The sequence below is a fragment of the Niveispirillum sp. GW835-FHT14G11 genome, assembly GCF_058793615.1.
In genome coordinates this window covers 22,336-44,714 of sequence record NZ_JBXAFZ010000018.1, presented here as the reverse complement: position 1 = coordinate 44,714, position 22,379 = coordinate 22,336, and the positions used below count along the sequence as shown (strand labels likewise).

At 65.6% G+C, this 22,379-nt stretch carries 21 protein-coding genes; 10 read left to right on the top strand and 11 right to left on the bottom strand.

The genetic code is table 11. From position 1 onward, the window contains the following. Nucleotides 1–2 precede the first annotated feature (2 nt). Both AC1Q7F_RS26690 and AC1Q7F_RS26685 read left to right on the top strand, forming a co-directional pair. The gene (locus AC1Q7F_RS26690; RefSeq protein WP_492511596.1) at nucleotides 3–1,568 is read left to right on the top strand and encodes an AMP-binding protein; all 1,566 of its coding nucleotides are present in this window, start codon (nucleotides 3–5) and stop codon (nucleotides 1,566–1,568) included. 18 nt (nucleotides 1,569–1,586) lie between these two features. Then, nucleotides 1,587–2,822, top strand: a complete 1,236-nt coding sequence (locus tag AC1Q7F_RS26685) for an NAD(P)/FAD-dependent oxidoreductase (protein WP_492511595.1) — start codon at nucleotides 1,587–1,589, stop codon at nucleotides 2,820–2,822. Between the two features lie 12 nt (nucleotides 2,823–2,834). Here the strand turns inward: AC1Q7F_RS26685 and AC1Q7F_RS26680 are convergent, their stop codons facing one another. Beyond that, nucleotides 2,835–3,653, bottom strand: a complete 819-nt coding sequence (locus AC1Q7F_RS26680) for an SDR family NAD(P)-dependent oxidoreductase (protein ID WP_492511594.1) — start codon at nucleotides 3,651–3,653, stop codon at nucleotides 2,835–2,837. A gap of 2 nt (nucleotides 3,654–3,655) precedes the next feature. Further along, nucleotides 3,656–4,627, bottom strand: a complete 972-nt coding sequence (locus AC1Q7F_RS26675; RefSeq protein WP_492511593.1) for a phytanoyl-CoA dioxygenase family protein — start codon at nucleotides 4,625–4,627, stop codon at nucleotides 3,656–3,658. Between the two features lie 157 nt (nucleotides 4,628–4,784). Here AC1Q7F_RS26675 and AC1Q7F_RS26670 point away from each other — a divergent pair, with 157 nt between their 5' ends. Beyond that, a complete protein-coding gene (locus tag AC1Q7F_RS26670) occupies nucleotides 4,785–5,774 on the top strand; it encodes a GlxA family transcriptional regulator (protein WP_492511592.1) in 990 nt (329 codons plus the stop codon). A gap of 82 nt (nucleotides 5,775–5,856) precedes the next feature. Continuing rightward, nucleotides 5,857–6,414, top strand: a complete 558-nt coding sequence (locus AC1Q7F_RS26665; RefSeq protein ID WP_492511591.1) for a nuclear transport factor 2 family protein — start codon at nucleotides 5,857–5,859, stop codon at nucleotides 6,412–6,414. A 1-nt stretch (nucleotide 6,415) separates the two neighbouring features. On the opposite strand, the gene AC1Q7F_RS26660 is transcribed toward AC1Q7F_RS26665, so the two are convergent. Continuing rightward, on the bottom strand, nucleotides 6,416–7,390 hold the full coding sequence (locus AC1Q7F_RS26660; protein ID WP_492511590.1) for an alpha/beta fold hydrolase: 975 nt from the start codon (nucleotides 7,388–7,390) through the stop codon (nucleotides 6,416–6,418). 199 nt (nucleotides 7,391–7,589) lie between these two features. Here AC1Q7F_RS26660 and AC1Q7F_RS26655 point away from each other — a divergent pair, with 199 nt between their 5' ends. The 6 genes from AC1Q7F_RS26655 (at nucleotide 7,590) to AC1Q7F_RS26630 (ending at nucleotide 13,223) form a co-directional block, all read left to right on the top strand. Next, on the top strand, nucleotides 7,590–8,555 hold the full coding sequence (locus tag AC1Q7F_RS26655; protein ID WP_492511589.1) for an SDR family NAD(P)-dependent oxidoreductase: 966 nt from the start codon (nucleotides 7,590–7,592) through the stop codon (nucleotides 8,553–8,555). A 44-nt stretch (nucleotides 8,556–8,599) separates the two neighbouring features. Beyond that, nucleotides 8,600–9,418 (top strand): acyl-CoA thioesterase, encoded by an 819-nt coding sequence (locus AC1Q7F_RS26650; protein WP_492511588.1) that lies wholly within the window; start codon nucleotides 8,600–8,602, stop codon nucleotides 9,416–9,418. A 14-nt stretch (nucleotides 9,419–9,432) separates the two neighbouring features. Next, nucleotides 9,433–10,365, top strand: coding sequence for an NADP-dependent oxidoreductase (locus AC1Q7F_RS26645; RefSeq protein ID WP_492511587.1), 933 nt, complete (start codon nucleotides 9,433–9,435; stop codon nucleotides 10,363–10,365). A gap of 36 nt (nucleotides 10,366–10,401) precedes the next feature. Beyond that, nucleotides 10,402–10,947, top strand: coding sequence for a MarR family winged helix-turn-helix transcriptional regulator (locus AC1Q7F_RS26640; RefSeq protein ID WP_492511586.1), 546 nt, complete (start codon nucleotides 10,402–10,404; stop codon nucleotides 10,945–10,947). Between the two features lie 97 nt (nucleotides 10,948–11,044). Continuing rightward, nucleotides 11,045–11,905, top strand: a complete 861-nt coding sequence (locus tag AC1Q7F_RS26635) for a metal-dependent hydrolase (RefSeq protein ID WP_492511585.1) — start codon at nucleotides 11,045–11,047, stop codon at nucleotides 11,903–11,905. Nucleotides 11,906–11,945: 40 nt separating this feature from the next. Continuing rightward, the gene (locus AC1Q7F_RS26630; protein ID WP_492511584.1) at nucleotides 11,946–13,223 is read left to right on the top strand and encodes a cytochrome P450; all 1,278 of its coding nucleotides are present in this window, start codon (nucleotides 11,946–11,948) and stop codon (nucleotides 13,221–13,223) included. Nucleotides 13,224–13,561: 338 nt separating this feature from the next. Here the strand turns inward: AC1Q7F_RS26630 and AC1Q7F_RS26625 are convergent, their stop codons facing one another. Genes AC1Q7F_RS26625 through AC1Q7F_RS26590 form a run of 8 tightly spaced genes read right to left on the bottom strand, consistent with a single transcriptional unit; the run spans nucleotide 13,562 to nucleotide 22,369 of the window. Next, a complete protein-coding gene (locus tag AC1Q7F_RS26625) occupies nucleotides 13,562–13,996 on the bottom strand; it encodes a PaaI family thioesterase (protein WP_492511583.1) in 435 nt (144 codons plus the stop codon). A 1-nt stretch (nucleotide 13,997) separates the two neighbouring features. Further along, complete coding sequence (locus tag AC1Q7F_RS26620) at nucleotides 13,998–15,095, bottom strand: CaiB/BaiF CoA transferase family protein (protein WP_492511582.1); 1,098 nt, start codon at nucleotides 15,093–15,095, stop codon at nucleotides 13,998–14,000. After that, on the bottom strand, nucleotides 15,092–15,871 hold the full coding sequence (locus AC1Q7F_RS26615) for an enoyl-CoA hydratase/isomerase family protein (protein WP_492511581.1): 780 nt from the start codon (nucleotides 15,869–15,871) through the stop codon (nucleotides 15,092–15,094). Before AC1Q7F_RS26615 ends, AC1Q7F_RS26620 begins: the two co-directional genes overlap by 4 nt. Next, nucleotides 15,868–16,629, bottom strand: a complete 762-nt coding sequence (locus tag AC1Q7F_RS26610; protein WP_492511580.1) for an SDR family NAD(P)-dependent oxidoreductase — start codon at nucleotides 16,627–16,629, stop codon at nucleotides 15,868–15,870. The genes AC1Q7F_RS26615 and AC1Q7F_RS26610 overlap by 4 nt, the downstream gene beginning before the upstream one ends. A gap of 12 nt (nucleotides 16,630–16,641) precedes the next feature. Beyond that, a complete protein-coding gene (locus AC1Q7F_RS26605) occupies nucleotides 16,642–18,768 on the bottom strand; it encodes a 3-hydroxyacyl-CoA dehydrogenase NAD-binding domain-containing protein (protein WP_492511579.1) in 2,127 nt (708 codons plus the stop codon). 16 nt (nucleotides 18,769–18,784) lie between these two features. Next, a complete protein-coding gene (locus AC1Q7F_RS26600) occupies nucleotides 18,785–19,990 on the bottom strand; it encodes an acetyl-CoA C-acetyltransferase (RefSeq protein WP_492511578.1) in 1,206 nt (401 codons plus the stop codon). Then, nucleotides 19,983–21,815 carry an AMP-binding protein gene (locus AC1Q7F_RS26595; protein ID WP_492511577.1) on the bottom strand — a complete coding sequence of 611 codons (1,833 nt, stop codon included), beginning with the start codon at nucleotides 21,813–21,815 and terminating at the stop codon, nucleotides 19,983–19,985. Before AC1Q7F_RS26595 ends, AC1Q7F_RS26600 begins: the two co-directional genes overlap by 8 nt. Next, nucleotides 21,812–22,369 (bottom strand): hypothetical protein, encoded by a 558-nt coding sequence (locus tag AC1Q7F_RS26590; RefSeq protein WP_492511576.1) that lies wholly within the window; start codon nucleotides 22,367–22,369, stop codon nucleotides 21,812–21,814. The genes AC1Q7F_RS26595 and AC1Q7F_RS26590 overlap by 4 nt, the downstream gene beginning before the upstream one ends. Nucleotides 22,370–22,379 lie beyond the last annotated feature (10 nt).

Sequence of the window (22,379 nt, the reverse complement as noted above, 5' to 3'; positions counted from 1 at the left end):
CCATGACGACCACCATTCCAGCATTGCTGCGGCACGCCGCCCGTCGCTTCGGTGACAAACCCGCCCTGAACAGCAGCCAGGATGGTGCCATCGGCTTCGCCTCGCTGGATGCCTGGGCCGACCGCGTCGCCCGCGCGCTGCTGGCCGATGGGCTGAACAAGGGCGACAGGGTCGGCATCTGGACGCCCAATCTGTGGGAATGGGTGGCCGCCGCTGTCGGCGCGCAACGCATCGGTGGCGTGCTGGTGCCGCTGAACACGCGGCTGCGCGGGGGGGAGGTGGCGGATATCGTCCGCCGCGCCCGCATCACCCATCTGTTCAGCATCGGCGATTTCCTGGGCCGCCACTATCCCGACATGCTGCGGGGGGAGGCGATGCCGGACCTGCACCGGACCATCGTCCTGCGGCCGGACGGCACGAAACTACGCGGCATCGAACAGGGCTGGGAGAGTTTCCTGGCACTGGGCAGCACGATCAGCGACGAACAACTGGCAGCGCGGGCCGATGATGTGGGGCCGGATGATCTGGCCGACATCATGTTCACGTCGGGCACCACGGGCCTGCCCAAGGGGGCCGTGTTCGATCATAAGCGGTCGCTGGGCGGCGGGCGGGCCTGGTGCGGCATCTCCAGCCTGGGGCCTGACGATCGTTATTGCGTCTTTGGCCCCTTCTCCCACAATGCCTCCTACAAGGCGGGCTGGGTAGCAGGCCTGATGTCGGGGGCCACCATCCATTGGCCGGACGCCTATGATGGAACCGCCATCCTGGATCTGATCGCCCGCAACCGCATCAGTGTGATGCCGGCCCCGCCCACCGTCTGGCAGGAGGTGCTGGACCATCCGAACAAGGCGGATTGGGACATCGGCTGCCTGCGGTTCCTGTCCACGGGCGCCACGACCATTCCCATTCAGCTGATGCGGCGCCTGCGCGACGAAACGCCGATCCAGGTTCTGTCCACCGGCTATGGCATGACGGAATGCTGCGGTTCTGCCACCCAGACCCGCCCCGGGGACCCCATCGAACGGGTGGTGCAGACGGTTGGCTGTGCCATTCCCGGCACGGAAATCCAGATCGCCGGCCCCGATGGGCGCATATTGCCACCCGGAGAGGCCGGCGAAGTGCTGATCCGCGACGACAAGCTGCTGCTGCACTACCTGGACAATGACCAGGCGACGCATTCCGCGCTGGATGCCGATGGCTGGCTGCACAGCGGTGATGTCGGGACCCTGGACACGGATGGTTATCTGCGCATCACCGACCGGTTGAAGGACATGTATATCGTCGGCGGCTTCAACGTCTATCCGGCTGAGATCGAGCGACAGATGGGCGCCCTGCCCGGCCTGAAGGCCTGCGCCGTGGTCGGGGTCCCCGATGCCAGGCTGGGTGAGGTCGGGCACGCGTTCATCGTGCGCAGTCCCGGTTCCACCCTGACCGAAGCGGAAGTCCTGGCCTGGAGCAAGGCCAACCTTGCCAATTACAAGGTGCCGCGCGGCATCACCTTCATCGACGCCCTGCCGATGAACAGTACCGGCAAAGTGGTGAAATTCGCCCTGCGCGCCCTGCTTTGATCCTGAACGGGGGCCCCTATGTCGCCATCTGACCATTACGACATCATCATCGTCGGAGCCGGCCAGGCTGGAGCCCAATGCGCGCAGTCGCTGCGCCAGGGCGGATTTGCCGGCACCATCGCGCTGCTCGGGGACGAACCGGTCGGCCCCTATGAGCGCCCCCCCCTGTCCAAGGATTATCTGGGCGGTAAACGCGATGCAGACCGCCTGCTGCTGCGCAAGCCGGAATTCTGGGCGGAAAAGGGGATCGAGCTGCGGACCGGATGCTGTATCGCCGCCGTCGATCCTGCCACCCGACGCCTGGCCCTGGCCGATGGCGGCGGCCTGTCCTATGGCTATCTCGTGTGGGCCACCGGCGGACGCCCGCGCCCACTTCCCTGCCCCGGTGCAGACCTGCGCGGCGTCCATGTCATTCGCACCATCGCCGATATCGATGGTCTGAAGACCGAGGTGGTGCCCGGTGCCCGCGCCGTCATCATCGGTGGCGGTTATATCGGACTGGAAACGGCGGCGGTACTGCGTGGCATGGGCATGGACGTGACGGTGCTGGAGGCACAGGGACGGCTGCTGGCCCGCGTCACCTCCCCGCCAGTATCGCAGTTCTTCCTGAAGCTGCACCAGTCGCACGGGGTGGATGTGCAACTCAGCGCCCAGGTGGAGACCTTGACCGGCCAGGGGCGTGTGACAGGTGTAAGGCTGGTGGATGGCCGGGAACTGCCCGCCGACATCGTGATCGTCGGCATCGGGATCATCCCGAATGTGGAGCCGCTGGCGGCGGCCGGTCTTGCCTGTCCCAACGGGGTGCAGGTGGATGCCTTCTGCCGAACATCAGATCCCCATATCCTGGCCATCGGCGACTGCGCCCGCCATCCCAACCCGTTCGCCGGTGGCGATATAAGGCTGGAATCCGTACAGAACGCCATCGATCAGGCCAAGGTTGCCGCCGATACGCTGCTGGGCCGTGACAAGCCCTATGCCGCCCTGCCCTGGTTCTGGTCGGACCAGTTTGATGTGAAGATGCAGTCGGCCGGTCTGGCCCTGGGCCAGGATACGATCATGATCCGGGGTGAAATCGGCCAGGCCCCGTTCTCGGTCCTTTATCTGCGGGACAGCCGGCTGGTCGCCATCGACTGCATCAACAATCCCAAGGATTTCATGCAGGGCAAGGCTCTGATCGCCGCCGGCCGCCGTTTGGACACCCGCCGCGCGCTGGACCGGGAAACCGATCTGCGGGCCATCGCGATGAAGGATTGACGGCAGACGCCGTCAATCCCGCAGGATCATGGCATGGGCCGGTAGCGGCCCGATCTCCGTCACCCCGCCATCCACGGGTAGCAGGACACCAGTAATGAACCGCGCCTCCGGACTGGCCAGAAAGCAGACGGCCATGGCCACGTCCCAGGCATCCCCCTCGATCCCCAGCGGCCCGACCTTGCGCCGATCCTCCCGCATGCCGGGCGGCATACGCCGGGCGATGTGGGAGGTCATGACATGGCCCGGTGCAACCGCATTGGCGCGGATGCCGTCGCGGCCATGGGCCACCGCGATCTCCCGCGCCAACTGCACCATGCCGGCCTTCGACGTGCCATAGGCGAGCGAACCATGGGCACGCATGCCAGCGATGGAGGCGATATTGACAATAGAGCCACCGCCGCCCGCCACCATGACCGGCACGGATTGCTGGCTCATCCACAAGGCGCTGTCCAGATTGACGGCCATGACACGCGACCATTGCCCCTCATCCAGCCCGGACAGGCTGGTAGGCGGGGAGATGCCGACATTATTGACCAGAATGTCCAGCCGCCCCAGCCAGCCCAGCGCCGCCGAAACGGCATCGGCACAGGCGACGCGTAGGCTGACATCGGCGGCCAGCGCGATGGCGTCGCCGCCGCGTTCGCGGATCATGTTGGCTGTCGCCTGCGCCCGATCCAGGTCCAGATCAATGCAGGCGACGCGCGCGCCCTCTCCGGCCAGGACCAGGGCCACGGCCCGGCCGATGCCGATTTCTTCGCCTTCCGCCCCGGAACCGGTGACGATGGCGGCAAGGCCGGACAGCCGCCGGCCGGTCAGGATCGGTTCCGGCATGATCAGTGCTGCGGACGCATATTGATGACGCGCCCCTCGGCATGGGCCACGATCACTGCGTCACCAAGATTGTAGCGGGCGGGAATATCCGGCATGGACAGCCGGTCGCCGCGATGCCCGCGCACAAAACTCTGTGCATCGATGCGCAGGTCGTGCCGCCCCGCCGCATCGGCCACGCCAACCCGGTCCGCGCCAACCTCCACCAGGGTGCCGGCAATGGGAAGACGGCCCTTGCCCGGCATGATCCGCGTGTCCATCGACAGCCGGAAGCGATCCCGGGAGATGTTGGACAGGCCGCTATGCGGGGTGCGCAGGCTCATCAACAGCACATCACCGGGCCGATAGTCCGCGCGCCGCCAAGTACCGGCCGGCACGTCCTCCGCCTGGATGGGCAGGATGCGGTCGCCGTCGCGGCGATGCAGGCTCGGCTGGTTGTTCAGCCCCTCCACCACTGCCAGACCGCCGGTATCTGTGTCGATCTCGTCGATCGGCACCCAGCAGATCAGGAACTCCAGCCCCTCATTGTACGACCCATCATCATGGATGAAATCGAAACGCGGGCGGCTGACATCCGGTACCGGCGGGTTGGTGCGGTGGACCGTGAACGGCACCCAGAAGGGCTCGCACCCGAACAGCCGCCGGAAGAAATCATTGATGGCCGGCGCCTCATGCAGCAGGCGGTGGACCTTCTGTTCATTCATCCGCGTGCTGTTCGAATTGATCGGCAGGGCCGCATAATCGGCGCCGTTATAGCGATGAAGCGGATCATCGGGATCAGTAAGTCCCATGTCGATCAGGTAATCGACATAGGTACGGCGGATGCCGGCAATCACATCCTTGTCCAGCACATCGCGGAAGAACCAGTAGCCATCGCGGTCCCAGGCCGCGGCCAGCGCCGCCGGGTCGTCCAGCAGGTGGTTGGAGACGTTCAGTTCGCCCATTTCCGGCAAGGGCGGCCTTGCCTGCATGTTCATGACCGTTTCATCCCTGATCGGGTCCGGCCCGCGTCCGCGGTGGAGGACCTGCTGCCGGGTTGGTCCCGGTTCAGGTTGATGATGGCGGGCTTGGCAGAAGCCAGCCATGGGCATATTCAACAACTAGCATGGTCGTTTTGGACAGATGGAGACCTGGATGGCCGATGTTGCCTTGATCGCGCCCGACGGCGCCTTCCTGGCCAGCCTGGGGGCCTGCATGGACGCGTTTGTTGTTGTGCGCGCCCAGGTGGAACAGATGTTCGCCACCGCGGAAGGCCTGAAAATGGAGACAAGGCTGCGACTGCTCACCGCCGATGCACAGGCGGCACGGCTGGCGGATGGGCAGCGGTTGCCGTGTGACGGCGCCTGGGGTGGGCGACAGACCTTCAGCCTGATCCATGTCGCTAATTTCCGGGTCGGGTCGGCCGGCGCCCTGGATCAACGGCTGGCGGCCAGTGTCCCGTTCGGCACCTGGCTGAGGCAACAGAAGGAAGATGGGGCCCTGATTTCCGCCAGCGGATCGGCCCTGTTCCTGCTGGCCGCGGCAGGGTTGGTGGATGGCATGGCCATTCCGCTGTCCCGGCCGTTGACGCCTCTATGCCGGGAACGGTTCCCGCGTCTGACCATCGACGGCCGGCGTGGCGTAATCGAGGAAGGCGGGATGATCCTGGGTGCCGGGCCGGCGGCAGAAGCCGCGCTGATGGTCCGCCTGATCGAACGCGTCTTCAATGCGGAGGCCAGCCGCTGGCTGGCTTCGGTGACCGGTGTGGACCGGGTGGTGGAGGAAGGGCTGTCCACCGACCCGATGGTGGCCAACGCCCAGATCTGGCTGGAGATGAACTTTGCGCAGGATGTGCGGATCGCCGACCTTGTCGATGCCCTTGCCACCAGCCATCAGACCCTGACCCGCCGCTTCACCCGCGCCATGGGCATCGGTCCCAAGGACTATGTCCAGCGCCTGCGCATGCGCACGGCACAGCGCCTGCTGGCCCGCACGGGCCGATCCATCGACCAGATCGCCGCCATGGTCGGTTACCGCGATCCCCGCTCCTTCCGCCTGGTCTTCCTGGCCCATTGCGGGGTGAGCCCGACGGCGTGGCGTAAGCAGGCAGCGGCGGAGGTGGAGGGTGCGATATCGCATCCATGAACAGTCGCCCCGCCCGCTTGCCCCCGTCCGCAACGCCATGGAGCCTGTGCGCCCATCCACACGATCAAAGGCGAATTAGGCAATGGACCAGGAACCGACCATCGATGTGGAACTGCTGGCCTTCATCCGGCAGCAGAAGGACCGGCAGGAAATCCTGGACTGCCTTCACCGCTATACCCGTGGCGTGGACCGTTTCGACCGGGACCTGATGCTGTCGGCCTATCATCCCGACGCCATCGACCAGCATGGTGTCGCCGAAGGGGTGGCCGGAGACTTCGTGGACTGGGCCATCGGCTGGCACGGGGAGTTCCAGACCCGGCACCAGCATATCATCGCCAACCAGACGATAGACCTGGATGGCGACACGGCCCACGGCGAGACCTATTACATCTTTTGGGGTGAGAACCGGGAGGGGCCGCCCAGCCTGGCCTTCGGCCGCTATGTCGACCGGTTCGAGAAACGGGAAGGGCGCTGGGCCATCGCCCATCGGGTCTGCGTGAATGAAAAGGTCGGCACCTTCAACGAGGCCACCTTGCCCCCGGAATGGGCTGCCGCCCTGGCAGCAACCGGCCCCTGCCGGCGCGATCGCCAGGACATCTCCTATGCCCGTCCCCTGACGGATGGCAGCACCGCTTCCTGACTCAGCGGCGACCGACACCCAACGCCCAATGGCTGAGCCGATCCCAAAGCAGGGCGCGGGTGGAGGCGAAATTATGCATGTGTGCCATGGTCGGCACGATCAGCAGCGTGATGTCGCCTGCCTTGGCATAGGCCGAGGATTCCGCACGGAAATCGGCGCTGGTGTCACGCTCCCCAAAGCCCAGGAACACCGGCACATCCACAAGCGCCGCCTCCCGCGCCACAAAGCCCGGCCCCATCATGGCCACAACACAGTTGGGGATGGTCAGGCTGCCGAAGGGTGGGGCGGTCCGGCGGATGGGGTAGCCGCCTTCCATATCGGCCTGCAGGATATCGGCCGGCACATCCTCCCAGTGAAACGGGTAGATAAAATCCGCCACGCCGGCGGCGGTCGCCGCCACGGACAGGGCGGCGGGGTCGGTCTGGCGGTCGAACTGGTATTGCGCCTTGGCGATGGCCGCCTGTTCTTCCGTGCGCTGCGGCAGCACGGTGTGGATGGCACTGTAGCCCAAGACGCCGATGGCATCAAAACAGCGGTGACGGGCCTGCATGATGATGGTGACGCCGCCACCCATGGACTGGCCGATGCCGATATGCACCGCATCGGGCAAGGGGGGATATCCGTCCAGCAGCACTCCCGTCGTCAACCCGTCGCGTACCTGCCGCATGGCGGCATGGTCGGCATCGGCGATATCCTCAATGGTCAGGCTGGACAGTTCGGAAACGTCACTGTCGCCGACACCCAGATGGTCATAGGCGACCAGGATATGGCCATCTGCCACATGGTGGGCGGCCTGGCTGTAGCCTTCATGCCCGGCGAAATGCATATCGTAATAGAGGCGGCCATAGCCGCCGCCGGGCGTAGCATGGATCACCCGGCCACTGAACCGCGCCGGATCTTCCGGCGCATGAACGGTGAGGACGACCGACCGGGCACCGCCCGTCCCCGTGGCAACACGCATGGTCTTCCGCAGCATAACTGATCCCCCATTGTTCGCTGACGCTCGGGATCGTTCTTGATCACCCTCGGGGCCGGGGCAACGGGTGTCGAGCCGGCGCAGGGAAACATCATGGATTTGAACAATGCACCCACCGCGCGATTTTGCGGCGGGCACCGTCTATGGTCGGCACTACTGTCGCCGCAGGATGAAAACCAAGCTTCGCGGGAACAGCAAGATGGACAGGATCGATTTCACCGGACAGGTCGCCGTGGTCACGGGCGCCGGCGGCGGGCTGGGCAAGGCCTTCTGCCTGGAACTGGCGCGGCGGGGGGCGGCTGTCGTCGTCAACGACCTGGGGGGCAGCACGACGGGAGAGGGAGCGTCCGCCACCTTCGCCGATGCCGTTGTCGATGAAATCCTCACCAATGGCGGACAGGCCATCGCCAATTACGACAGTGTGGCGACAGAGGCAGGCGGGGCCGCCATCATTGAGGCAGCACTGCACCGGTTCGGCCGGATCGATGCCGTCATCTCCAATGCCGGCAACCAGCGCAACGGCCGCTTCGGCGAACTGACCGAAGCGGATATCGATGCCGTCTACAACGTGCATGTGAAGGGGGCCTTTTTCGTCACCCAGCCCGCCTATCGGCAGATGGTGAAGCAGGGCTATGGCCGTATCGTGCTGGTCAGTTCACAGTCGGGCATCTTCGGCAATCCCATCCGGGCGAATTACGGGTCGGCCAAGACCGCCATGATCGGCCTGATGAACGTGATCGCGCAGGAAGCGCCGGCGGGTGTGACGGTCAATTGCCTGTTTCCCAATGCCATTGGCGGCCGTCTGGGCGGCAAGCCCGGCGATGTGCGGCCCGACGCAGAATTCCTGGCCGCCGCCGGCCAGCGGTCCCGCCATTATATCCAGGGCATGCAGCCGGATTTCGTGGCCGCCATGGCCTGCTATATGGCCAGCCGCGCCTGTGACAGTTCACAGAACATGTATTCCGTGCTGGGCGGCAAATATTCCCGGATCTTCGTGGGCCTGACGGAGGGCTGGTACCATGCCGGCGGCGAGGCGCCGACGGTAGAGGATGTGGCCGCCCATCTGGCGCAGATCGATGATCGCACCCGCTTTGACGTGCCCCGTAGCGGGCTGGACGAAATGGACACGGTGATCGCGGCACAGCGCCGCCAGGGTCTGGCGTGACGCGCCCGCTCCCTATCATTGCGGCGCAGCTTCTGGACCTGCAAATGGTCGAACCCGACCTGTTCCGCAGCCACCATGCCCAGGCCAATCCGGCCGGCGCGCTGTTCGGCGGGCAGGTGCTGGCCCAGGGACTGGTGGCCGGCGCCCGGACGGTGCCCGGCTGGCCCGCCCATTCGCTGCATGGCTATTTCCTGCGGGCCGGGGACGCCAGGCTGCCCGTGGATTATCGGGTGGAACGGCTGCGGGATGGTCGGCGCTTCGCGGCACGCGCCATCAAGGCCAGCCAGAACGGGCGCGTCATCTTCCACCTGCACTGTTCCTTTCATGATCCCGAACCCGGCCCGTCACACCAGCAGGCGGTACCGGCCGACCTGCCGGAGCCGGAAGCGTTGCCACCGCTCGACGCCTATGTCGCGGCGCATGCAGATCGGCTGCCCGCCGCGACGGTGGCGAACTACACGGCGCCCTTCCCCTTGGAACTGCGGCTGGTCGCGCCGGAAACCTATTTCTTCGCAGCCGGACAGGCCCCCCACCGGGCCTTCTGGGTGCGCATGCCCAGCGCACGGGGCACCGCCGACCCGGACCAGAACGCGCTTCTGGCCTTCCTTGCCGATTACTGGCTGGCCGGCATCGCGGTCGGCCCCGACCGCCTTTCCACCAACAGCCAGAAATTGTCCATCAACAGCCTGGACCATGCCATGTGGTTCCACCGGCCGGCACGGGCGGAGGAATGGCTGCTTTATCTTTGCGACACGCCGTCCGGCAGCGACGGGCGCGGTCTGGCGCGCGGGCTGCTCTATAACCGGTCGGGCCGGCTGGTGGCGACCACCAGCCAGGAAGCGTTGTTCCGGGCACTCGGTTAAGATTGGAGGGTTCAATGCGTGCCATCCGCTACCATGCCCATGGCGGGCCGGATCAGCTTCGGCTGGAGACGGCAGCCGTTCCCGTGCTCGGCCCGGATGAGGTGCTGGTGCGCCAAGCCTTCAGTTCGGTGAACCCCGCCGACTGGAAGTTCCGGGCCGGGTGGTTCAGTGAATGGGTGCCGCAGAGCTTTCCGTTCACGCCCGGCGCCGACATTGCCGGTACCGTTGTCGCGGCCGGTCCGCTGGCCGTTGCCTTCACCCCCGGCATGCGGGTCAGCGGCATTGTTCCGGTACAGCAAGGCGGAGCCTGGGCGGAACAGGTGGTGGTCAAGGCCCATGCCCTGACCCGGCTGCCGGACAAGGTATCGATGCAGGATGCCGCTGGCCTGCCCCTGGCCGGGCTGACAGCCTGGACCGCCCTGTTCGACCTGGGGCTGCTGCGGCCCGGCCAGAAAGTGCTGATCCATGCGGCGGCCGGCGGAGTGGGAAGCCTGGCCGTACAACTGGCCAAGATCGCCGGGGCCTATGTGATCGCCACCTGCTCTGCCGCCAACCGGGAGATGGTGGCGGACCTGGGTGCCGACAGGATCATCGACTACCGGGCAGGCGACTTTGCCGAAGGCCTGCGGGAGGTCGATCTGGTGCTGGATGCCGTCGGGGGCACCGTTCGCGAACGGTCCATCCCAGTGCTGCGCCCCGGCGGTGTGCTGGTCACGCTCGACCCCGCCCCCCTGGAGCCCGCCCTGCCCCAGCAGATCCGGGTGGCCACCGCTGCCGTGGCGCCCGATGGCGGCCGGCTTCTTCAACTCGTCCATCTGCTGGCGACAGGACGGTTGCGGGTTCCCATCGACCGTATTTTCGCGATGGAGGAAGCCACCGCTGCTCATATACACAGCCAGAACGGACATGCCTGTGGTAAGATTCTGTTCTCAATCGGCGCGGTATAGTCGGGTTCGCCCATTCTTGAACAACGCGGGGGCACCATGCCGGGCGACAGCGCACGTTCCACCGACCGGACCTTCGTCACCGATCCGCTGGACCGGGGGAAGCAGTATTTCCGTCAGGCGGTTCCCGGCATCGACACGGGCTATTTCGGGCCGATGTGGCACATGCTGGCCATCGCCCAGATCGTCTGGCGCGATATCGACGATATCGCCGCCGATTACGGGGTCAGCGGTTCGGACATATTCGTGCTGTCATCCCTGCTGATCGAGGAGGAGAGGTCACCCCGGCCCACCGACATCGCCCGCATGCTGTTCCTGACGGCGGCCGCGATTTCCATCCGCGTAGCGAAACTCTCGAAATCGGGGCTGGTCGAGCGTGTGCCGGCAGCGGAGGATCACCGCACCGTGCATCTGCGCGTAACCGCCAAGGGCCGGGAACTGACGCTCACCGCCATGCGTCGCATCGCGGAGACCTGTTCCTTCGCACGGGCCTTCCGCAGCATGGAGGAACCGGACAGCAGCGATCTTGAAACCCTGCTGCGGACAATGCACGCGGCAATGGAACGGAATTTCGTCACCGCCTGAGCAACAAAACTACTTAAGTGCTTAAGCTGTTACCGATTGGCAGCGCCAGCATCGACGCTATCCTTCCTCCCAATAAACAGGATCAGGGGAGGATGGCATGTCCATGCCGGTACGTTATCCGAAGATCGACTTTTCGGACATCAAGCCCCATTGGGCACCCAATATCGCCTTCTGCCAGGACCGCAACGCCACATCGATCATTCCGACACCGGTGGAGCCCTGGCTGATCAAGCTTTTGCAGGAGGCCAAGCCGTTCCTGCCGGCCGACGACCAGGCGCTGCACGCGGATATCCAGGCCTTCATCGGTCAGGAATCTCAGCATTTCCGGCAGCATCGGCAGTTCAACAAGGCGCTGATCGACGCAGGCTATCCGCGCCTGGCGGAGTTCGAGGCGGAACTGGCGGCTGACCTGGAGCGGTTCAACCGGACGAAATCCCTGAAATTCCGGCTGGCCTATGCCGACGGCTTTGAATCGCTCGGGGCCGTGGCAGGGGGCCTGTGGTTCGATCATTCCGAAGAAATGATCGGCGACCTCGATAATGCTGCCATCCGCCTGTGGAAATGGCACATGGCGGAGGAATTCGAACACCGGGAAGTCTGCTTCCAGGTGTTCAAGAAGGCCTTCGCCCGCGGCTTCTGGGGTCGGATCTTGAATGGCTATTTCTACCGCATTTACGGCTTTGTCTATGCCATGTGGCACCTGCGCCAGATCTCCGCCAAGGCGTCGGCCTATATGCTCGAGATTGACCGCGCCCGCATGACCCAGGCCGAGCAGGAAAAGCTGGAACAGGACATCAAGACGTTCAAAAAATTCAACCGCCGTGTCTTCCTGAAGCCGCTGCTGGCCAATTTCCTGCCCTGGTACGACCCCGCCCGCAAACCGGTACCACAGGGTCTTTACGACTATCTGGCCAAGTTTGAAAAGGGCGGTGAATGGACCGCCCGCCCGGCCGGCTGATCCGATAAATCCCCCCCTATCTCACCATACGAGACGCTCTATGACGACAGGTACGCCCGCGCTGACAACCAGCGCCGACCTCGACTTCGATCCGATGTCGCCCTCCACGCTGGAAAACCCCGGCCCGGCCTATTCGGAACTGGCCCGGAAATGTCCGTTCCATCACTACCAGGGCAAGGATTACAGCTTCCACATCACCAGCAACTACCGGCAGATCCGCGACGACATCCTGTCAGACAATCCTCACTGGTCCTTCAAATGGGGGAACTCGGCCAAGGATTGGGGCACGCAGGAAGGCGAGTTCAACAATGTCGGCTTCATGACCGACCCGCCGTTCCACCTGGACTGGATGACGCAGCTACGCAAGGGCGTGTTGCCGGGCAAGCTGAAGGATTATACGCCGGAGATCGAAGCCATCGCCGACGATCTGATCGCCCAGATGGTGGCTGCCGAAACCAAGAGCGGCAATTTCCACGACCTGTTCGCACTGCCCCTGCCAGCCCGCACCATGTGCTACATGCTGGGGGCGGATCAGTCCAACTATAAAAAGTACAAGCACTGGGCCGACATTCTGCAGTTCATGCTGTTCAGTGATCCCGATCCGGCCGCCTTCAAGGAAATCGTGGAAGAGTTCCAGCCGCACTTCATGCAGATGATCGCGGAGCGCCGCAAGAAGCTGGCCGATGCCGGCATCACCGATCCGGGCATGCAGCATCTGGGCACCGTCCTGCCCTATGATTACATCGCGCTGGGCATGGCCGTGCGGGTGGAGGGACGGCAATTGAACGATACCGAACTGTTCAATATCTGTACTGCCTTCCTGACCGGTGGCCAGGAGACAACGACCAGCCTGCTGACCAACATCGTCTGGCGTCTGCTGGAGGTGCCGGAACGCTGGGAACGGCTGAAAGCCGAACCCCGCCTGATCGACAATGTCATCGAGGAAAGCCTGCGCTTCGACCCGCCGGTCATCGCGCATTTCCGCACCAGCCTGTGTCCTGTCACCATGAATGGTGTGGAACTGCCGGAGAGAACAAAACTGATGTTCTCCATGATCGGTGCCAACCGCGACCCATCCATCTTCAAGGATCCAGACGAGTTCAAGATTGACCGACCAATTGAGGAGGCGCGCAAGCACATCTCGTTCGGCTATGGGGTCCATTTCTGTCTGGGTGCGCCCGTGGCACGTCTCGAAGCGAAAGCAGCACTGACGCGCCTGCTGGCGAGGTTGCCCAACCTTCGACTGATCGGGGATACAACACGGATCAACAGCTGGCTTTACTGGGGCCGCGCCGAGTTGCCTGTTGCTTGGGATTGACAAACCCGGCCCATACCTCATCCGCAGTAGTGTCAGCATCTCCCGTATGACGAGTCTGGCCCTGGCCTTCTGAATCGGTCCGGGTTTGCCAGGAGGCGCAAACTCGTGACCACAGGGCCTCGACAGGTTGGATGCGGGCGTCGGCACCCTCGATTTGAACCCGCATAGCTAACTTGTTGATTTTGAAAGATACCGGATCATTGCAAAGAACCGGCCCCAAAAGTAAAATCCCCATAACCTATTGATGTTACATGGCTTTTTGTGTGTCAGATTGGATGCGGGGCAGGATTTGACCGATGGTATGACAATCTGTCCGTGAATATTTAGTTCAGTCACCTTTATCCCGGCCGGCGATATATGGCATTCCCACGGGCTACCGTTCCCTGTCTGGAGACCAGAAGTCCATCGACGAACACCATGCGGCGTGTGGTTTCGACCAGACGGCAGCGGCTCTCGATCCAAGCCCCCGCTCCTACCGCACGCAAATAGTCTATTGAAAGGCTTATGGTTGGCGTTCCGGTCTCCCGGTTTGCATAATTGCCGACATAACCAAGAGCGATGTCCAGGACCGTGCCCAGCATCCCGCCATGGCAGCCGCCCAGCTTGTTGCAATGCTTCTCCTCCACCCTGAAGCCGACGCGAACGGGCTCCTCCGGGTTGCCGCTCACCTCCAGCATAAACAGGGGGCCGGCGAGCTGTGCGAAATGATCGGATGCCTCGACCGGAACCCACTTGCCTGGTGTCATCGGGTCGGCATTGATGATGGTGTCCATCCTATGCTTCTCCCTTTCCCAACCATCCGGCCAACACAGCCTCCCCCGACAGGGTCCGCCCGATATCCGGCGGCGTGCGCGACAGGCGGGGGGCCGGCGCGCAGTGAAGCGTACCGTCGATCTCCCAATAGGCACCGCGTGCCGCCATATGCGGATGGTCCATCACCTCGTCCAGTTCCAGGACCGGCGCGAAGCAGGCGTCGGTTCCTTCCAGCAGCGCCACCCATTCAGCGCGCGTGCGGCTGGCGAACAAGGATGCCAGCTGTTCGCTGCGTGCCGGCCACAGGGACGGGTCATCCTGATCGGCATAGAGATGCGCATCTGCCCCGATCCGGTCCAGCAGTTCCGTGTAGAAATGCGGTTCCAGCGGGCCGACGGCGATGTCCTTGCCATCGGCGCAGCGATAGCAGCGATAGAAGGGGGCGGCACCGCCCAGCACGCTGCGGTCGCGATCCAGCGAGATATGACCCGCCGACACCAGACCGGAGAACATGGCCATCATGGAGGTGACGCCATCGACGATGGCAGCATCCACGACCTGGCCCTTGCCGGATCGTTCCCGTTCCCACAGGGCTGACACGATGCCCAGCGCCAGGAACAATGACCCGCCGCCGAAATCCCCGACAAGGTTCAAGGGCGGGATGGCCGGTCCATCCGTGGGCCCGATGGCGGCCAGGGCCCCGGTCAGGGCGATATAGTTGATGTCGTGCCCCGCCGCCCTGGCCAGCGGCCCCTCCTGTCCCCAGCCGGTCATCCGGCCATAGACCAGACGGGGATTGCGCTCGCACAGCACATCCGGTCCCAGCCCCAGCCGTTCCATGACGCTGGGCCGGAACCCCTCGATCAGCACATCGGCATGGGCGGCGGCCGCCAAGCACTGTTCCCGCCCTTCCTGCGTGCGGATGTCCAGCGTCAGGTTGGCGCGGCCCCGGTCCATCACCGGGTTGGGCCAGCCATTGCCGCCGGGCCGATCAATGCGCAGCACCTCCGCGCCCAGGTCGGACAGCAGCATGGCCGCGTAGGGGCCGGGGCCGATGCCCGCGAATTCCAGGACGCGGAGCCCGGCCAGGGGGCCTGTCCGCTTGGGTGCCGCGCTCATGCGAACCGGGCCTTCCGCCCCTCAAGAAAGGCGCTGATCCCCTCCGCCGCGTGCGGTTCCAGGGCGCAGAGCGCGATATCCGCCGCCTCCCGTTCCAACTGGGTTTCCAGTTCGCGGGAGGAGGAGGAGAGCAGCAGCCGCTTGGACCGGGCCAGGGCGCGGGTAGGCATGGCGGCCAGCCGACGGGCGATCTTTTCCGCCTCCGCCAGCAGGTCTCCATCCTCCAGCACACGATGGGCCAGGCCCGCCTGCAGGGCCTCTTCCGCATTCAGGGTCCTGGCCAGGAACAGCATCTCCTGCGCCCGGCGCAGCCCCACCAGCCGCGGCAGCAGGAAGGTGGTGCCGGCATCGGGCGACAGGCCGATGCCGGGATAGGCGACGGTGAAACTGGCGGACCGGGCGGCCAGCACCACGTCGCCCAGGATGGCCAGCCCCAGCCCCGCCCCCGCCGCCGGACCGTTGACGGCCACCACGACAGGTTTGGAAAGCGACGCCAGCCGCGCCACCGCCATATGCAGCGAGGCCGTCAGCTTGCGCACGAAATTGCCCAGATTGCCGGATGCCGCGGCAAAGGCGCGGACATTGCCGCCCACGCAGAAGAACCGCCCCGTGCCCGTCAGCAGGACGGCGCGTACCGCCTTGTCATCCTCCGCTGCATGCGCCAGGTCCAGCAGCCGGTCGGCGAAGGTCTGGTCGATGGCGTTGCCGCCGGCCTGATTGTCCAGGATGATGCGGGCGACCGCATCCTGCACCTCATATCGGATCGTCTCGGTCATTTCGGGGCCAATCTGATTGCGCCGTCCAGGCGGATGGTCTCGCCGTTCAGCATGGGGTTGCGGATGATGCTTTCCACCAGTTGGGCATATTCCTCCGGTCGGCCCAGGCGCGCGGGGAACGGCGTCTGGCGTCCCAGGCTGTCCTGGGCCGCCTGTGGCAGGCCCGCCAGCATCGGCGTCATGAAAATGCCGGGTGCGATGGTCAGCACCCGGATGCCCAAGGGCGACAGGTCGCGGGCGATGGGCAGGGTCATGCCCGCCACCCCGGCCTTGGACGCGGCATAGGCCGCCTGTCCGATCTGCCCGTCAAAGGCGGCGACGCTGGCGGTGTTGATGATCACCCCGCGCTCCTCCCCCAAAGGCTCGGCGTCGGCCAGGCGGGCCGCCACCTTCGACAGGACGTTGAAACTGCCGATCAGGTTGATGTCGATCACCTTGCGGAACAGGTCCAGCGCGTGTGGCTGCCCCTCCCGCCCGACCGTCTTGGCCGGCGGGGCGATGCCGGCGCAATTGACCAGGATGCGGGCCTTGCCGTTCTGTTCCTCCGCCGCCAGCACGGCCGCTGCCACCTGGGCGTCATCGGTGATGTTGACGGCACGGAAGCTGCCGCCGATCACCGCTGCCGTGGCCCGGCCCGCCTCCTCGTTCAGGTCGAAGATCGTGACCTTCGCCCCCGCCTGCGCCAGCATGGCGGCGGTGGCGGCGCCTAAGCCGGAGGCGCCGCCGGTGACGATAGCCGCATGTCCATTGATTTCCATGATACCCCTCCCTCAGGCGGCTTCACTGGCGGCGTAATAGCCGCGCCCTTCGGCCGCCATGGCGCGCAGGGATGCCGGCACCGCGAACCGGTCGCCATGCCGGGCGGCCAGCCGGTCGCACTGGGCCACGAATTCCGCCGTGCCGATGCCGTCAATGTAGCTGAGCGGCCCCCCCGTCCAGGGCGCGAAGCCCCAGCCCATGATGGCCCCGACATCGGCGGCGCGCGGATCGGCGATCACCCCCTCATCCACACAGCGCGCCGTCTCCAGCGCCTGGCGGTGCAGCAGCCGCTGCTTCAGCGCCGCCACATCGGGCAGGGTCGCGGGCGTTACCGGCACCAGATCGGCCAGCCCCCGCCACAGGCGCTTGGGCGCACCGGTGGGATAGTCGTAGAAGCCGGCATCGGCCTTACGCCCCGTGCGGCCCAGTGCCACCAGTTTCTCCAGCAGCGTCTCAAAGGGCGGGGCGACATAGGCGTCACCCAGGGCCGCCCGCGTCTGGCCGGCAATGCGCACGATCAGGTCAACGGCCACATCGTCGGTCAGTTCCAGCGGCCCGCGCGGCATGCCGGTCATCCGCCCGGCATTGTCGATCAGGGCCGGCGGGATGCCTTCCATCAGCATTTCCAGCCCCTCGTAAATATAGGTGCCGAAACAGCGGGAGGTGTAGAAGCCGCGGCTGTCATTGACCACGATGGGCGTCTTGCCCAGCGCCATAGCATAGGCCGTGGCACGGGCCACCGTCTCCTCGCTGGTCTTGGCGCCGCGGATGATCTCCACCAGATGCATCTTGTCGACGGGAGAGAAGAAATGGATGCCGACGAAATTCTCCGGCCGGGCCGAGGCTTCGGCCAGGCCGGTGATGGGCAGGGTGGAGGTGTTGGAACCGATGATGATGCCGGGGCCGGCCGCCGCCTGCACGCGGCGGGTGATCTCATGCTTCAGGGCCACATCCTCGAACACAGCCTCCACCACCAGGTCAACATCGGCCAGGGATGTATAGTCGGCCGTCGCCGTGATCCGCTCCAGCAGGGCCGCGCCCGCCGCCTCACCCATCCGGCCCTTGGCAATGTCACCGGCCACCAGCTTGCGGGCATAATCCTTGCCCCGCTCGGCCGCTGCGTCGCTGACATCCAGCAGAACGGTACTGATACCCTTCAGCGCCTGCGCATAGGCGATGCCCGCCCCCATCATGCCGGCCCCGATCACCGCCACCGTGGCCGGTGCCGCGACCTTGGCCGACCGGTCACCCTTGTCCAGCGCCTGCTTGGACAGGAACAGGCTGCGCACCATGCCCTTGGCCTGCGGCGTGGCGAAGGTGTTGATGAAATAGTTGGTTTCGATCTTCAGCCCGGCATCGATGGGCACCTGCACCCCCTCGAACACGCATTTCAGGATGTTCTCCGGGGCCGGATAATTGCCAAAGGTGCGCTTGCGCAGGGTGGCGTTGGCCATGATGAAGGCCTGCATACCACCGGCACTGTAGGGAAGGCCGCCGGGCAGCCGGTAATCCTTGCGGTCCCAGCGGGCCACGGGATCGCCCTTGTCCAGCACCCAGCGTTTTGCCGCCGCCACCGTCTCACCCGCCGGCACCAGCTCATCGACGATGCCCAGGGCCAGCGCCTTGGCCGGGTCCAGCGGCCGGCCCTCCAGCAGCAGCGGCAAGGCCTTGGCGACACCGGTCAGGCGCGGCAGGCGCTGGGTGCCACCGGCACCGGGCAACAGACCCACCGTCACCTCCGGCAGGCCCAGCTTGACCTTGGCACTGTCGGCCGCGACCCGGTAATGGCAGGACAAGGCCAGTTCCAGCCCGCCGCCCAGCGCCAGCCCCTCCAGCGCCACAGCCACCGGCTTGCCCAGCGTTTCCAGCCGACGGAACAACGCTGAAAAGGCCGGCGGTTCGATGCGGGTGCCGGCGGCGCGGCCCAGGTCGCCCAGATCGGCCCCGGCGCAGAAGCCGCTAGGCTTGCCTGACCGCAGGACGACACCCTTGATGACCGCGTCATTCTTCAGGGCTTCGATCAGGTCCGGCAACTCCGCGATCACCGCGTCGCTGAGCGTATTCATGCTCCGGCCGGGCACGTCGAACGTAACCAGGGCGATGCCGTCGGCATCGGTTTCGATGATAAAATTCTGCATGGTTTCTCTCCCCGGCTCACACACGCTCGATCACGGTGGCGGCACCCTGGCCGGCACCGGCGCACAGCGTGATCAGGGCCGTGCCTTTGCCCGTCCGCTCCAACTCATCCAGCACGGTGCCCAGGATCATGGCACCCGTGGCGCCCAGCGGATGGCCCATGGCGATGGCCCCGCCATTCACGTTCATCTTCTCGTGCGGGATGGACAAGGCACCCATCATGCGCAGGACCACGGCGGCGAACGCCTCGTTCAGCTCGTAAAGGTCGATATCGCCGGGCGCCATGCCAAGCCGGTCCAGCAGCTTGCGCGACACGGTGGCCGGCGCGGTCAGCATGATGGTCGGTTCCGACCCGATGGACGCCCCGCCCCGGATGCGGGCACGCGGCTTCAACCCCAGCGCGTCGCCCGCCTCTTTCGTGCCGATCAGCACACCGGCGGCCCCATCGACGATGCCGGACGAATTGCCGGCATGATGGACATGGTCGATCTGTTCCACCTGCGGATAGCGCTGGATGGCCACGGCATCGAACGCCGCCTCACCGGGCACCTGGAAGGCCGGCTTCAGCGATGCCAACCCCGCCACCGTGGCGTCGGGGCGCATATGTTCGTCATGGGAAAGCGCGATGTTGCCAGCCTGGTCGCGCACCGGCACGATGGAACGGGCGAAGCGCCCTTCCTGCCAGGCACGCGCCGCGCGGCGTTGGCTTTCCACGGCATAGCTATCCACGTCCGTGCGGCTGAACCCGTCCAGGGTGGCGATCAGGTCGGCGCTGATCCCTTGCGGCACGAAGTAATTCTTCAGCGCGGAGTCCGGGTCGATGGGCCAGGCGCCGCCATCGGAATTGATGGGGATGCGCGACATGCTCTCCACCCCGCCGCCGATGGCCAGCCGCGCCTCCCCCGCGATCACCTTGGCAGCGGCGATATTGACGGCATCCAGCCCGGACGCGCAGTAGCGATGCACCTGGATGCCGGACACGCTTTCGGCATAATCGGCCATCAGCACGGCCGTGCGGGCAATGTCCGCCCCTTGGTCTCCCACCGGCGACACACAGCCCAGCACCACATCATCCACAAAGGACGTGTCCAAGCCATTGCGGTCGCGCAGCGCCTGCAACACCTGGGTGGACAGCGACAAGGGCGTGATATGGTGCAGGGCACCATCGGGCTTGCCCCGGCCGCGCGGCGTGCGCACGGCGTCAAAAATATAGGCTTCAGGCATGGTGACTTGCTCCGGTACGGGGCCGGGCGGCCTTTGCCGCGCCCCTGATAAAGCATAGGATGGCGGGGTCGGGCGGGTCGGCGAACAGCCGGGCGACATCCGCCGCCCGGCGCTCTCGCACCACGCGGGGGGCGGCATTGCCCTTGTCCGTCACCTCGCCCCGGTCGAAGGCCAGCGGTTCGGTCATGACGAGCGCGGTACCGATGCGGCGGGCCGACCCCGTCTGGGCTTCGTTGAAATCTGAGATGAGGGAGCGCAGTTCCTCCCGCGCGAACGGGGTCAGGGTCGCGCGCGGCCAGATCAGGGCGCCGATATGGTCCTCGTTCACGCCGCAGAACACGATCTCGCGCACCAGCGCCTCGGTCGCCGCTAGGAAATCCTGGCGCAGGGCATTGACCTGGACATAGGTACCCGACAGCAGCTTGAAATCGTCGGCCAGGCGGCCGGCGAAGACCAGACCGCTTTCCGGCTGGTCCGGGTCCGCGAAGCGCACGGCATCACCGGTGCGGAAATAGCCTTCCTCGTCGAACAGGTCGACCGACGCGCCGGGCGCCCCCAGATAGCCGCTGCGCGGCATCAGGGTCGGGCCACGCATGCGCATCTCATACCGCCCGTCCATGGGCACCAGCTTCAGGTCCACGCCGGGCAGCGGCAGGCCGATGACATCCGTGGGGCCGCCGGGCCAGTATTTCAAAGCACCCAGCAGGAACTCCGTGGCGCCGTAGAAGGAATAGAGCGGTGCCTCCGCCCCCCGGGCCGCGCACGACAAAGCGGCCAGCCGTTCCGATACCGATTGCGGCATTAAGGCACCGCCGAAGCCCAGCCAGCGAATGTTGCGGAAAAACCGGTCGCGCAGATCGCTATCCGCCTCCATCGCGTCGCAGAGCATGGAATAGCCCAGCGGCACCGTGATGAAGAAATGCGGCGATACCTGCCGCAGGTTGGCGATGGTGCGCTGGAAAAGCTCCGGCGTCGGCTTGCCATCGTCGATCCAGATGGTGCCGGCGGCGGCGATGGTGTTTCCGAAATTATAGTTGCCGGCCATGATATGGCTGAAGGGCATGGCCTCCAGCATTTGCGGCCCTTCGCCGCCGAAATCCAGCAGGTTGGCCGCCTCCACCTGGGCGATGGAGATGGTCAGGCAGGCATGGGGCTGCGGCGTGGCCTTGGGCGAACCGGTGGAGCCCGAGGTGAACATGATGCGGGCAATCATATCGGGCCGGATCTGCGCCATGCGCCGGGCCACCTCCTGCGTCGGTTCCGTCGCCACGACATCGGCCCAGCGCAGGACGGGCAGGTCCGGCAGCGTGCCCGTGACGGCGATGAAGCGCATGCCGGGGCTGGCCAGCGTCCGCATGGCCGGGCCGAAGCGGACGGCGTCATCGACAATGATAATCCGCGCGCCGGCCGCTGCGATGCAATCCTTCAGCTTGGCATGGTCGGTGGCCAGCAACGAATAGGCCACGCTGATCGGGGCGAAGGCCGCACCCGTGCGCTGCACCGACACGGCGGCGATGCCATGTTCGATGGAGGGGGCGGAGAGATAGGCCACACTATGCCCCTCCCCCACCCCCAGGTCGATCAGCCATTGCGCCAGGCCGTCGGCAGCGCGGCGCGCGGCGGCATAGGTGATGTCGCGCCAGCCGCCCGCCCCATCACGCTGGCACATGAACAGGCGGTCCGGATGGTTCTCCGCCGCCCGGTCGAACAGATGGGCCAGCGACAGTGCCACCGGCGGCATCGGCAGGGGAGAGCCGAGGCGGACCACGCCATCGGCCTCCCGGACGACCGTCACCGCAGGGGCTGGAGTGAGGGCGAAGCTCATTGCCCACCCTCCTTGCGCCGGACGCGCCAGACGCAATCATCATCGCCCATGGGTCGGCCGGCGATGGTCACCACCTCGAAATCATCGCCCAGACCCTGGCGCACCACGCTGTCCATCTCCCGGCCACAGGCCTTGTTGCAGGGGAAGACGCCCCGCATCTCGGCGGAGAAGACGCGCCATTGCGGACAGCCATGGTCGATGATGGTCAGCCGCCCCTCGGTCTCGTCGATCTTGTTGATGCGGGTGACATCGCGATGCCCGCCGCCCCAGACCTCAGCGCCATAGACCGCCATCAGCTTCAGCGCCCCTTCGATATCGGGGGTGAAATCGGCGGGATGGTCCTTCACCAGTTTGCGGCCGATGGGACCGGCCCAGCCGGGCCGCGTCTCGTCGGAGAATTTCTCCCAGGCTTCGGGCCCCTGGTGCTCCCAGACATGCTCGTCGGTGCGCTGGATGATCAGCAGCCCTTCCCAGGCGCAACGGCGATAGCGTTCCTGGGGCTCCAGGGCGGGCCAGTCCAGAGCCTCGCCTTCCAACCGCTTGCGCTCAGACATTTTCTTCCTC